This is a genomic window from Nonomuraea sp. NPDC000554, assembly GCF_040300065.1.
Classification (GTDB): Bacteria; Actinomycetota; Actinomycetes; order Streptosporangiales; family Streptosporangiaceae; genus Nonomuraea.
Window position 1 is genome coordinate 133,116 of record NZ_JBEPDC010000003.1, and the last position, 12,787, is coordinate 145,902.

The following is a 12,787-nucleotide window of genomic DNA, read 5'->3' on the forward strand; positions in this document are numbered from 1 at the left end:
TTCGGCTTTCATCGTCGTCCTGCTGAAACCCACAGCCGTCGCACAGCTGCGTCGTAGACGACCTCATCCACCAGCCGATCAATCCACGCGCGGGCCGGATCACGTCTGAGATCCGGCCGACGCACAAGCCGGCCCGGCGACTCCAGGGCGATCACGCCGAACCCGCGAGAGAGCGCAGCGACTCTCGGCCCGCCAGCCCCTGCTCTGCGGTGTTCACCACGTTCGCCGGTCTACTCAGCCTCGTCGCCCCGCGATCCCCGAACTGCTCCGCCAAGCGACATTCATGGGCTAAATCAGATTATTTATCCTGTTGTTTCTTTGGTCCTTTTTGAGGCATTTTGCTGCAAAATGCGGCACTAGCTTTCGGGTCATAGCCTGGCATAATCAGATCCGGTCGAGCTCCTCATTTCTGCCCTCATTTCGAGTGGCGACCAAAGAAAGGCGGCAGGGAATGCAGCAAGCGGCCATCGATCGAGTCAATCTCATCTTCACTTTGTTCGACGCCGACGGCACCGGCTATCTCGATTCCGACAACTTCGAACTCATGGCGGCCCATGTCGTCGCGGCTTCCCCCGACTCCAGCGACACGGACAAATCCACCATTATCGCCGCTTTCCGGGGCTATTGGGCGACCCTGGCCGCCGAGCTCGACGCCAACCGCGACGGCCGCATCACCTTCGAGGAGTACGCCGCGTGCGTGCTCTCCCCCGAGCGCTTCGACGCGGCGGTCACGGAATTCGCCGAGGCGCTGGCCGCGCTGGGCGACCCGGACGGCGACGGGCTCATCGAACGGCGCGTCTTCATGGCGCTCATGACGGCCATCGGCTTCGAGCCCGCGAACATCGACGCGCTCTTCGACGCGTTCGGGCCGTCGGACGACGACCAGATAGCGGTCTCGGTCTGGGCCTCCGGCATCAAGGACTACTACAGCCCGGAGAAGACCGGAATTCCGGGCGATCACCTTGTCGGCGGGCCGATCTGATCGGAATTTCGGCAGTCTGACGCATCGGCCTTCGACGACAAAGGAGTGTACGTGGCACCAGTCATCGGACTTGCCGTCGGCCGGGGAACGGGCCCCGAACTCGCGGCCGTCTTCGAACGGGCGCTGGCCAGAATCGCCGACGCATACGCGGTCGGCATCGGCGTCACCCGGTCGGAAAGGCTCTACCACTCGTACCTGTCGCTGAAGGCCGATGCCGGGATCGAGCGGGTCCGCGAGCTCACACGGGAGGACGCCGACCACTACGTCGAGTTCTGCCGCACGCGGGCCGCGCGCGGCGTCCCGGCCGTCTTCCGCACGGCGATCAACGCCCAGTCGCTCTACCTGGTCCGCCGGCGTCTTCAGGCGGTGAAGGTCGACGTCATCGCCACCCCGGAGACGTCACTGCTGCTGGTCCGGGACGAGGCCCAGGGCTTCTACACCGGCGACAACACCCATGCCCCGGGCGCGCTCATCCGCACCATGGCGTTCAGCCGGGAGATCACCGAGAAGGTCATCGACTTCGCCGTGCGGCGCGCTCGCGAGGAGTGGCCCGACGGCGGAGCCGACCAGATCGTCATGGCGTACAAGTTCCACCTGCTCGACGGGGCCCTCGACGCGTGGGTGTCCGAGAGCGCCGCGCGGCACGGCGTCGAGATCTCCCTGGTCCAGCCCGACACGGTCAACCGCAACCTGATCGAACGCGGCCCGCGTCCCCGTACGATGATCATCGCGGGCAACGAATGGGCCGACATCATGCACGTGGTCCTGCTCGACCGCTTCGGCGCCGAACGCCAGGAAAGCCGCTGCACCGAGAACATCTACCTGCACCCCGACGCGGCCCGGCTGGTCGAGTACCAGACCGTGCACGGTTCCGCCGACGACCTGGCGGGCACGGACGTGGTCAACCCGGTGGCGACCGTACGCGCCGCGGCGATGATCGCCGAGCGGCACGCGGGCTGCGCCGGAGCGGTGCGGATGGTGGAGCGCGGCCTCGCGTCCCTCGGTCGCCGGGGCGTCGCCACCCCGGACGCCGGCGGGCACCACTCCACCACCGCCGTGGTGGACGCGCTGCTCGACGCGCTGGAGCCCGACGGGCGGCCGGCCGTGCTGGCCGACTCGTGACCGCCGTGGAGACCGGCGCGCTGGTCGTCATCGACCTGCAGAACGACTTCTGCGCTGGGCCGACGGCCCTCGCCCGTTACTCCGGCGATCCCGCGACGCTGGACGCGGTCGCGACGAACACCGCGCTGGCCGTCGACCGGGCACGGGCCCGCGGCACGGAGGTGATCTTCGTCCGGTTCGTCGGCGACGCCGAGCACCAGGGCCCGAGTTGGCGACGCCGGGACCGGGCGCAGGGCAAGCGGCCCAAGTGCCTGGACGGCACGTGGGGCGCGGAGTTCCACCAGGTCTCGCCCATGCCGGAGGAGCGCGTCGTCACCAAACGGGCGTGCTTCGACGCCTTCCTCGGCGCCGGGTTCGAGCAGCACCTCGTCCACCGCGGCATCGAGCGGCTCGTGTTCGCGGGCCTGTACACGGACGTGTGCGTCGACTCCACCGCCCGGACCGCGTTCCAGAAGGGCTTCCACGTGACCGTGCTGACCGACTGCACCACCAGCCTGCACCTGCCGGACACCGACATCCTGCGCTTCATGGCCGTCGTCTACGGCGCCCACCTCACCACCCACGACCACCCGCATGGGTGGGCGCCACCCGCGGGAGAGGAGGGCCCGTGCCGAGCACCGGTGTCGAAGGCGGCGTCGGCCTGACCGCCCTCATGGTCGCCGCCGCGCGGGCGATCGAGACCGACCGGCCCGATGCCCTGGCCGCTGACGCCTACGCCGAGCACTTCGTGCGCGCCGCGCGGGCATCCGCAGCCTGGCCGGTCCACCCGGCGGAGGTGCCGGACGGAGACGCGAACCCCCTCTGGGGAAGGCTGGGGCGCTACTTCGGCCTGCGCACCCGCGTCCTCGACGACTTCCTGATCCGCTCGGCCCGCGCGGGCGTCCGGCAGGTCGTCCTGCTCGGCGCGGGCCTCGACACGCGGGCGTTCCGGCTCGACTGGCCGCCAGGCCAGGTGATCTACGAGATCGACCGCGACGGCGTGCTGGCGTTCAAGAGCCGCGTGCTCGACGGCCTCGCCGCCGTCCCGACGGCCACGCGGCGCCCGATCGCGGCCGACCTGGGCGGCGGCTGGGCCCCGTCGCTGGTGAACGCGGGCTTCGACGCCGACGTGCCGACCGCGTGGGTGGCCGAGGGCCTGCTGCTCTACCTCCCGCCGGCCGCCGAGCGGTGTCTCATCGACACCGTGGATCACCTGAGCGCCGGTGGGAGCACCCTGGCCTTCGAAGTCAAGCTCGGGGTGGAGTCTCCGGAGGTCCGCGCCAGCCCCGTCTACGTCGCGACCAGCGAGCAGATCGGTGTCGACCTGCTCGCCCTGTTCGACGGTGAGCCGCGCCCCGACTCAGCCGGTGCCCTGAGCGAGCGGGGTTGGTCCATCGCGATCCACACGCCGTTCGACTTCACCCGCCGCCACGGCCGCGGCCCGCTGCCCGAGCCGAACGACGCCCTGGCGAGCAACCGCTGGGTGTTCGCGAACAAACCCGGCCCCGGAACGCCTCCCTCACTCAGCCGCTTGGCACATTGAACCCCCCTGTCTCGGGTGCTGGCCACGCGAGAGTTCGACGCAGGCGCGCCGGGGTGTCAGCAGGTCTTCCGGTAGGGAAGTTCGGGGATGTGGGCCTTCCACTCCGTTTCGGACAGCGGGCCGACCTCGCCGCAGAGCGCCTTCTTGATCTTGTCGGGCGCGATGAGGTGGGTGCGGAGGCGTCCTCGGTCGAGGGCGAGGACGGCCGACCCGTCCGGGGTGAAGGCCAGCGACTTGAGCGAGCTGATCCCGAGGGAGGGGGATTCCTTCGGGCGGAAGAAGCCGCTGAGCGGGAGCCCGAGGGGCCGGCTCGTGCTGACGTCCCACAGGCGGACCTGGTTGGTGTCGTCTGCCACGGCCAGCAGGCGTCCGTCGGGTGAGAAGGCCGCGGGGGCGCCGCCGACGTTCGGTGTTCCTACCTGCTGGAGGGATTTTCCGTCCCAGAGCGTGAGCTTGCCGCTGTAGTTGTTGTTCGCGACGAGCCCGTTCGCGCTCAGCGCCATGGGGTCGCTCACGCCGGGGTTGGGCGGGACCAGCCGCCTGCCGGTGGCGGTGTCGACGACGCCCTGGTCCGGGGCGGAGATGACGGTACGGCTGTCGCGGCTGAACAGGACCCGATAGACCGAGGTCTGAATGCCGAAGGGCTCGTAGGTCCCGGGGGCGGGCTGTCCGGTGACCGCGGCGCGACGGGTTCCCGAGGCGATGTCCCACAGTTCCAGCAGGGACACGTTCTTGCTCTGCTTGGTGAGCAGGGCCAAGGTCTTGCCGTCGGGCGAGAACGCGAGGGGGGAGTCGCTCAGCTGGCGCCGGGTCGCCAGGGTCGTCTTCTTGGTCGCCGAGGCCACGTCCCAGATCTGTATCTCCCCGTCGCCCTGGCTGACAGCCAGGAGACGGCCGTCTTCCGACAGCCGGGGGTCGGCATATACGACGCCGCTCGCGCTGACGTCGAGCGTCTTGCGGCGGACCACCTTGACGGGATCCCAGATCTCCACCTGTCCGGAGCCGAGCGCCAGGGTCGAACCGTCGTCGCTGAGCGTCGCGTCGACGCTGTAAGAGTCGGGCTGGAGGGTGATCGGATCGAGGACCGCGGCGAGGGAGACGACGGTGGTAGTGCCGCCCCCCGAGCTCTCGACGCAGCGCAGTGTGCGGTCACCGGGCCCGAACGCGTAGTGGAAGCAGTCGGTGTTGGCGTACTGGAAGATCGCTTGATCGCTCGAGGGTCTCCAGAACGGCATCTCCTTGGTGTCCCAGATGACGCCGTTGAGGGAGACGTACCTGCTGTTGGCGCTGAAGATGAGCGCCTCGTTGGCAGCGGGTCTGCGCATGGTCACCCACTTCACCTCGGAGGGGTCGAGCCGGGGGAAGGGGACGACCCCCAGCCGGTTGCCCTGGATCAGGGCGAGGAGCCGGCCGTCGGGGCTGAGCGTGATCTGTGAGATCCGTTCCCCGCCGGTGATCAGCCGCAGGGTACGTGCCTTGCGGCCGGTGCGCAGGTCCCAGAAGTCCAGCGACGTCTCGTTCGGGGTGATCAGATACCGCCCATCGGGGGTGAACTCGGCCGCCCCCAGAAGGTAGGGAATGCTCACCAGGCGCTTGCCGGAGGAGGTCTCCCACACGCTGGTCCCGGCAGGCTCGGAAAGCAGCAGGTGCTCCCCCTTGGCATCCAGGCCGAAGAAGGGGGTGGGAGCGCGGAAGGTCACCGGCCAGGGGCGTCCGGTCGCCGTGTCGAACAGGGCGATGGTGCGGTCCTTCCGAGGCACCCCCAGGACTTTGCCGTCGCCGCTGAGCAGGGGCGCGGCGAAGAGCCGGGTGTCCAGGGGCTTGCCGGGGAAGGTGAACGACCGGACCACCGTACGCGCGTCGACGTCGGCGACCTTCACCCGGTTGCCCTGGACGTAGACCCGCAGGTGGCCGGTGCTGTCGCCGTCGGTGCGCCAGCTCCCGTCGACCCCTGGGGGGCGGTAGGTGTACTGCTCGGCCTGGCTGTGCAGAGTCAGCAGGGCGTGGTGGGCCTCGTAGCTGCCGGGCGCCAGGCTCGCCGCGGCGACGGCGAGCCGTTTGGCGGCAGCTGGATCGGCGCGGCGCATCGCGGTGGCCAGCCCCGCCAGGCGGGCGCCGACAGCCTGCTCCAGCTGCCGGGAGATGGTCAGGTTCCTGTCCTGCAGCCTCCGTCCCTGGACGACCGCGATGGCAGCCGTACCAGTGGCGGCGATGAGCAGGATGGCCAGCACCGCGCTCAGCACGGCGCGGAGGCGGCCCCTGCGGCGAGTCAGCGTCGCACACGCAGCGAGAAATGCCTGTTCGGTGCGGTTGAGGGTGAGACGGTGGGGCGTGGCGGCCCAGGATTGCGTGCGAGCCAGGGCCGTTCCCTGAAACAGATCGCTGCTCTTACGGCCGTGATCATCCCAGAGCCGGGACGCGGTGGAGAGGCCCTGATGAACGCCCAAACCGTCGTGGTCGGCCTCCACCCACACTCGCAGGCGAGGCCATGCCCGGATCAGCGCGGCGCTGGAGAGCGTGACCAGGTCCTCCTCCCAGGCGAGGATCCCGGCCTCGGTGAAGGCCCGCAGCACCTGCTCGATGTCCGGCTCGCTGGTCTGGCCGTCGGCGAACTCGGCCCTGCGCGCCGCGCGCAGCACGTCCTCGGCACGTTCGCCGGAGGCGACCAGGCGTAAGAAGATTCGGGGAACGGCCTCCTGCGCCCTGGTGTCCAGCCGGGCGAACGCCTCTTCCGCCAGGTCGGCACGGGAGGGCGCAAGCGGCGGGGACGCGGGTCCGAGGGCGGCCCTCTGCTCCGCCTCGGCCAGGTTCGCGACACCGACCAGGCCGAGAAGCAGTTCTTCGGCTTCCGGCCGGCCCGCGGGGTCTTTGGACAGAGCCGCCGACACCAGGGCGCGGAGTGGCTGGTCGAGGTGGGAGGTGTCGGGATCGTGGGTGAGGATCTGGTGGGCCAGCTGCGGCCAGGCCTCGCCGGTGAACGGCGATGTGCCCGTCGCGGCGAACAACACGATCGCGCCCCACGCCCACACGTCCACGGCAGGTGAGGGACGCCGGCCCCGGAACAGCTCGGGCGCCATCCACTTCACGGTGCCCTTGATCTGCCCGGTCGTGCTGCTGGACATCTCCTCGGTGCGGGCGATGCCGAAGTCGATGACCCGGGGGCCGTCCGGGCCCATCAGCACGTTGGCCGGCTTCAGGTCCCGGTGCGTCACCCCCGCCCGATGGATGGAGCACAGCGCGGTCGCGATGCCGATCGCCAGACGCATCAGCTCGCTCGCACCGCAAGGCCCGTGTTCCTGCACCCAGCTCTGCAGATCCGGGCCGGGCACGTACTCGCTGACCAGGTACGGCGGCTCGTGGTCGAGGACGACGTCGATGATCCGTGCCGTGCAGTAGGACGGCACCTGGCCGAGCGCCTCCACTTCCCGAAACAGTTGGTCCCCGTGGTCGCCGGTGACCGCGTCGCCGCGCAGGGCCTTGACCGCCACCCTGCCGCCCGCGCCGTCGTACCCCTCGTAAACGACGCCCTGCCCGCCCGCGCCGAGCCGCCGCGCCAGCCAGTAGGAGCCCAGTTGCCGGGGATCGCCGGGAAGTAAAGGTGTCGCCATCGCAGCCTCATCTCGCAGCGGGGTGATCCTCAGTCACATAGATGCCGCTACTGTGCGGAAAGTTCAACCGCCGCTCCGGCGGCGAGCGCCAACGGCCGCGAAGCGCACCGCACGCTCGGGCATGGCGCCGTCTTCCAGGGGGCACCGACGTGCGGCCCGTGTGGACGCTCCCCACACACGACAGGCGAGGTCAGGCGTGCGGCGCGGCTGCTCTGTGCGCGCCTCGCCGCACGTCTGTCGCACGGCGAGCCCCCACGCCCTGATCGTCCCGTCGCCGTCATCCCGCCCGTCAGTGAAGCGGCCCAGGGGCCGGAGGTGAAGGTGGAGTTCCCGCTGGGAGAACGACCTTCGTCTCCGGCCCCTGGGCCGCGGGACGATCAGGCTTTCCGGCTCGGCACGCGACCGCCGTGCTTCCTCATCCCGCCCGGCGGGGAAGAGCGCACGTCGACCTTGCGCCGCGTCGGTCAGGCGAAGGAGAGCTGGCCAGATCCGGCCAGCTCGGTGAAGCCGGAGGGGGCGGTGCACTGCCGCAGGTCGGATGTCATGGTGGTCGCGCTCCCGTTGAAGTGCCGGCCCTTGAGCCGGCCGGAGACCACGTCGCCCTGCAACAGGCTGTCGGTGAGGCTGACGCTGCCCTTGTGCGCGGAGGTGAGCTTGGAGGTGCCCACGACCTGGCCCTTGGCGTCGCGCCAGGTGACGGTGGCGTTGGCGCTCAGGTCGGCGGCGCCTCGGCAGTTGGCGGTGGCCGTGCCGCTGACCTCCAGCCTGCCGGAGGCGATGTCGGTGACCGTGCCGTTGGGTGAGGAGCAGTTCTCGAGGAGGACGACTCCCTGCCCCTTGACCTGCTGCGCTGCCGCATCGCGCAGTGCCGGGGTGAAGGCGATGGGGTTTTTCGGGGCGGTGCGCAGGGCGCAGGTCAGCGCGGCCTCGTCGCGGGCCGTGGCCGTCGGCGCCGCCGCACCCTGCGCAGCCTGAGCGGAGCCCGCGGATGCCAGGAGCGGGACCGCGAGGGCCGCGGCTGCGGCGCCGATCGCGAGCCCGTGGGCACGGCTGAGACGTGACTGCCAGATCATCAGGTCCTCCGAACGTCTGTCACTGAAGGTAATATCGCGACCACTCTTTGTAGCACAGCGGGAGGCGGCTCCATGGCGGTGTCATCACGAGCGTCGGCGGGCGGGGCACGCACCGGCACGGTCCGCCGTTCCGTCTGGTGGCGCCTGGGCGACATGGCGGCCCGCCACCACCGGGCGGTCCTCGCCGTGTGGCTGGCGTTCGTGGCCGGATCGGCGCTCATGATCCCCGGCCTGGTCGAGCGTGCCATCGCACCTGCCATACGCGTCGAGGGGTCCACCTCGCTCGCGGGGGCACGGCTGCTGGAGCAGGGCTTCCCGCAACTGGGCACCGAGCAGATGATGCTGATCTTCGACTCCGCCACGCTGTCCGACGGCGAGGAGCCGTACCAGCGTGCGCTCCACGACGCTTTGCGGGCCGTGTCGGCGCAGCCCCAGGTGGGCGGCGCGCAGCTCCTGCCCCTCGTGCCGGGCCAGGACCGACGGCACGTGTACGCGATCGTGGGCGTCAACGGCGATCAGCAGGCGCGCCAGGCGGCACTGCCGGTGCTGCTCCGCGCAGCGAAGGAGGCCGCGAGCCGGGCGTCGGGCTCGCGCGTCGACGCCCACCTGGTGAGCGAGAGCGCCCTGCTGGCTGAGACCAAGCACACCGACCTGGCCGACCTGCAACGGGCCGAACTGCTGGCGGTCCCCCTGTCCATGGTCGTGCTCCTGGTCGGGCTCGGGTCGGCCGGTGCGGCCTTGGCGGTTCTGGCCGTCGCCGGAACGGTCACGGTGACCGCCCTCGGCGTCATGGCGGCGGCGAGCCGGTTCGGCGTGCCGGTCAACACGTTCATGCTGGCCGTGGCGGCCACTGTCGGGCTGGCGCTCGGCCTCGACTACGCGCTGCTGTCCCTCTTCCGTTACCGCCATTCACGAGCTGCCGGGCACGACCGGTGCCAGGCCGCCGCCCTCGCGGTGAGCACCGCGGGCCGCACCACGACCTGGTGCGCCGTGGGCGTCGCGCTGACGGCGGCGGCCCTGCTGGTCGTACGCACCTCCATGATCCGCACCATGGGGGCGGCGGTGAGCCTGTCGGCGGTGGTGGCCGCGGCGGCGGCCGTCACGTTGCTCCCCGCCGTCCTCGTGGCCGCCGACCGATGGCTGACCCAGCGGCGCCCACCACACCCCCGCCGCCAGGATCGCTCCGGCGACGCCGGCGGGTGGGGCCGGTGGGCGCGGCATCTCATGCGCCACCCCGTCGCGTACACGCTGGCCTGCACCGGGGTCCTGCTGGCCGCGGCCGCGCCGGTGACCGGCATGCGGATGGGCTTCGACCTGGACCGCGCCTCGATCACCGATACCGACTTCGGACGCGGTCTGGCGTACATGGAGGCCGACCAGATCTCCTCAGCCCTGGCCGTGGTGCTCCCCCACCCGGTCGGCGCGCGGCCCGTCGACACCGCCGCCTTGGTCACCGCTCTCGAAGAGGACGCCAGGGTGGCTCTGACGACGTCCGTCGACAACGGCAGGGACCTGACCGTCGTCATCGTCATCATCCGTACGCACATCGACGAACCCGCCACCACGGCGCTGGCGCGGCAGATCACCCAGCAGATCGGCCCCGCGACGCTGCCGCCCGGCCGGCACGTCTTCGTGACCGGCCCGAACGCGATCTTCTCCGACCTCATGGACGAGACCACCGCCCAGCTGGGCATGGTGATCCTGCTGGTGCTGGGTTGCTCGCTGCTCTTCCTCCTGGTGTCCTTCCGCAGCATCCTGCTGCCGATCAAAGCCGTGCTGATGAACCTGCTGGCGGTCGGCGCGGCGTTCGGCCTGCTGACCCTGGCCACCCGATACCTGCCGCACCTGTTCGGGAGCCAGGTCAACACGCTGATCCCGCTCCTGGCCTTCACGCTGGTGTTCGGCCTGTCCATCGACTACGAGATCTTCCTCATCCACCGCATCGGCGAGCACTACCACGCCAACGGCGACAACACCGCGGCCGTCATCGACGGCCTGCGGCACACCGCCCGCCCCATCACGGTGGCCGCCGCCGTCATGGTCGCCACCTTCACCGCGCTGCTCACCGCCGACCGCCACCACCTGGTGCAGCTCGGCCTCGCCGTCGCCACCGCGATCACCCTGGACGCGACCGTCATCAGGCTCGCCCTGGTCCCCGCGCTGATGCGCATCCTCGGCACGAGCAACTGGTGGCTGCCCGCCCCTCTGGCACGCCTCCTCCCGGCCCCCCGCGCTCCCATGCCCAGCCCGGATTCACTCGTCCAGGTGGCGTCGGGCAGCGTACAGGCCCAGGGCGCGGATCATGACCGTGTGGCGGTTGACGGGCAGGAGGTCCTGGAGCGGCCGCCACGCCAGGTCGATGGCCTGGCGGGCTTCCGCCAGGGAGGCCGCGGTGGCGCCGCAGGCGTCCAGGGTCCGGGCGACCTCCGCCGCGGCGGCCGGGTCGGCGTTTCCCGCGCGGACGATGTCCCAGATTCCCCGTAGCCGGGCCCCGGGCAACAGGGTGACGGCGTGCGCCAGGGGGTGGGTGACCTTGCCTTCGCGGATGTCCTCGCCAGGGAGCTTGGCGACTCGGGAGCCGGGATCGTCGGAAGGGGCCAGCACGGCGCGTAGGTCGGCGACGTCGTCGCTGATCTGGTACGCCAGCCCCACGGTCTCGAAGTACGAGCCGATCGCGGCCAGCAGTTCGCCGTCGGCGCCGGCGAGGATCGCCCCGAACTCACCGAGGCCGCGTACCATTCCGCCGGTCTTGAGCCGGTGTGTGGTGCGCACTCGCTCGAGCACGGCGGCGGCGTCGCCGGTCGCTACGGCGGCCTCCATGACGTCGTGGTGGCCGAGGATGTCGAGTGCCTGGCCGGCGTGGTTGCGGCGCATGCCGTCGAGGTACGCCTGGTAGAGGAGGAGCCGCCGCTCCGGGTCGTCGGGCAGCAGGTGGCGTACGACCTGGTCGAAGACGAGGTAGGCGTGCGTTCCGGTGTTGATGGCGGTGGCCTGGCCGAACACCGTGTGGACGGCGGGCCGTCCTCGGCGCATCGGGGCGTTGTCCTCGACGTCGTCGACGATGAGGCTGGCGGTGTGCATCAGCTCGGCGAGCGCCGTCAGCGCCTGGTACGGCCGGCTGTCGACGCCCTGCATCTCCATCGCGGCGACAGCGGCGTAGCTGCGCCAGCCCTTGCCCATGGCGTCGGCCAGGTGCCGGACGGGCGCCACCAGCGAGCGGTGCAGCGGTTCGGCGACGACGTCGACCGGCCACCGGGAGCCGGGGGCGAGCCCCGCCAGCGCCGTGATGGAAGTGTGCTCCGGGACGTCGGGATACAGGCGTACGACCTCGGCGTGGGTGACGTCACGCAGCCCCTCCATGTGGCGTTCGAAGTCGATGATGCGGTTGACCGGCTGGACCTCCAGCCGGCCGTCGCCGCGCACCGGCACGCCCCGCAGCTCTCCTTCGGCGGTCGCGGCGGCCTCCAGCAGGGCTCCCAGCCCGACGAAGGTGTGGCGTTCCTGCTCGGGGAAGCAGGCGGCCGCCCGCAGCGACAGGCCCGCCTCGGGCGCGTCGATCCGCCAGACGGTGGGATAGGAGGTGAGCGTGGTCATGGACGTCCAGGACTCGCCCGGGTCGAGGCGCGCCGGCACCTCCTGCCGGGTGCCGTCCGGGGCCACCAGCACCGCGGACGCGGGTCGCCGGGCCACCCGACCGCCGGCGACGTCGGCGGTGCCGGACTGGAAGGCCACCACGTCCCAGCCGTTGTCGAGGTGCAGCGCCACCCAGGTCCGGTCGTGGTCGACCTGCGGGGCGGTGCCGTCCTGCGGCAGCTCGGCCGCGCCGAAGGCCCGCTGGTACAGGGCCAGGCCGGTCATCCGGACCGCCGGATGCCCCGTACGGCTCCACGTGGCGTCGGCCGCCAGACGGGGCACGAGGAAGGTGGAGCGCGTCTCGTCCACGCCGAGCGGCGCCCCCAGGTGCAACGATTCCCGTAGGGCGGGCTTGAGCGCCCTCAGCCGCAGCTCCCAGGTCTCGTGGTCGTCGCGCAGGACGACGTGGTAGGCGCCGTCGGCCGGTGCGGACACCGCTGCGACGCCGCCGAAGTCGAGGTGCAGCCGGTCATCCGCCAGGGTGACCGGGCCGGGCAGCAGGCGGTCGGGGGCGATCGACCGCCCGCCGGAACACGCCTCCCGCACCGCCTCGCCGACCGACGGGTCCCACCCTCTGGACGTGTCGAGGCAGATCAGCTCCACCGCGCCGGCATCGCGCCACGTCTGACCCCGGTACGCCGAGTTCTCGGGCACGCTGTGCGTCCAGCCGCAGCCGTGGGAGAGCAGCGGGCTGCCGTCCGGCCTGGTGGTGCGGTGGACGAGGAAAGTGATCATCAGCCGGTGCCGCTCCCCGCCTTCGCCGCGCAGACCGGCGGCGAACCGCCACGCGTCGTAACCACAGTCGCGGCGCGGGAGGTCGTGCGCGTCCGCCTCGACGACGTCGCCG

7 protein-coding genes and 1 pseudogene are annotated in these 12,787 nt (G+C 71.2%); 5 read left to right on the forward strand and 3 right to left on the reverse strand.

Going from position 1 to position 12,787, the window contains the following annotated elements:
- Positions 1-424: 424 nt before the first annotated feature.
- From ABT294_RS07075 to ABT294_RS07090, 4 genes are read left to right on the forward strand one after another with little or no spacing between them, the layout of a single operon-like run.
- Positions 425-982: an EF-hand domain-containing protein gene (locus tag ABT294_RS07075; protein WP_350804138.1), complete on the forward strand. Its 558-nt coding sequence runs from the start codon at positions 425-427 to the stop codon at positions 980-982.
- A 51-nt stretch (positions 983-1,033) separates the two neighbouring features.
- Positions 1,034-2,104 (forward strand): isocitrate/isopropylmalate family dehydrogenase, encoded by a 1,071-nt coding sequence (locus ABT294_RS07080; RefSeq protein WP_350804139.1) that lies wholly within the window; start codon positions 1,034-1,036, stop codon positions 2,102-2,104.
- Positions 2,101-2,748, forward strand: coding sequence for a cysteine hydrolase family protein (locus ABT294_RS07085; RefSeq protein WP_350804140.1), 648 nt, complete (start codon positions 2,101-2,103; stop codon positions 2,746-2,748). Before ABT294_RS07080 ends, ABT294_RS07085 begins: the two co-directional genes overlap by 4 nt.
- Positions 2,712-3,626, forward strand: coding sequence for a class I SAM-dependent methyltransferase (locus ABT294_RS07090; protein ID WP_350804141.1), 915 nt, complete (start codon positions 2,712-2,714; stop codon positions 3,624-3,626). Before ABT294_RS07085 ends, ABT294_RS07090 begins: the two co-directional genes overlap by 37 nt.
- Before the next feature lie 56 nt (positions 3,627-3,682).
- On the opposite strand, the gene ABT294_RS07095 is transcribed toward ABT294_RS07090, so the two are convergent.
- A complete protein-coding gene (locus ABT294_RS07095; RefSeq protein ID WP_350804142.1) occupies positions 3,683-7,234 on the reverse strand; it encodes a protein kinase domain-containing protein in 3,552 nt (1,183 codons plus the stop codon).
- A gap of 464 nt (positions 7,235-7,698) precedes the next feature.
- Positions 7,699-8,307: a hypothetical protein gene (locus ABT294_RS07100; RefSeq protein WP_350804143.1), complete on the reverse strand. Its 609-nt coding sequence runs from the start codon at positions 8,305-8,307 to the stop codon at positions 7,699-7,701.
- A 72-nt stretch (positions 8,308-8,379) separates the two neighbouring features.
- On the opposite strand from ABT294_RS07100, the gene ABT294_RS07105 reads away from it, so the two are divergent.
- The gene (locus tag ABT294_RS07105) at positions 8,380-10,791 is read left to right on the forward strand and encodes an MMPL family transporter (RefSeq protein WP_350804144.1); all 2,412 of its coding nucleotides are present in this window, start codon (positions 8,380-8,382) and stop codon (positions 10,789-10,791) included.
- Positions 10,792-10,818: 27 nt separating this feature from the next.
- Here ABT294_RS07105 and ABT294_RS07110 read toward each other — a convergent pair.
- A pseudogene (locus tag ABT294_RS07110) lies at positions 10,819-12,675 on the reverse strand (polyprenyl synthetase family protein); the annotation flags it as partial.
- Positions 12,676-12,787: the final 112 nt, after the last annotated feature.

Coding starts and splice junctions, on each gene's coding strand:
- ABT294_RS07095 (WP_350804142.1), bottom strand. CDS start 7,234: ATGGCGACACCTTTACTTCCCGGCGATCCCCGGCAACTGGGCTCCTAC.
- ABT294_RS07100 (WP_350804143.1), bottom strand. CDS start 8,307: ATGATCTGGCAGTCACGTCTCAGCCGTGCCCACGGGCTCGCGATCGGC.
- ABT294_RS07105 (WP_350804144.1), top strand. CDS start 8,380: ATGGCGGTGTCATCACGAGCGTCGGCGGGCGGGGCACGCACCGGCACG.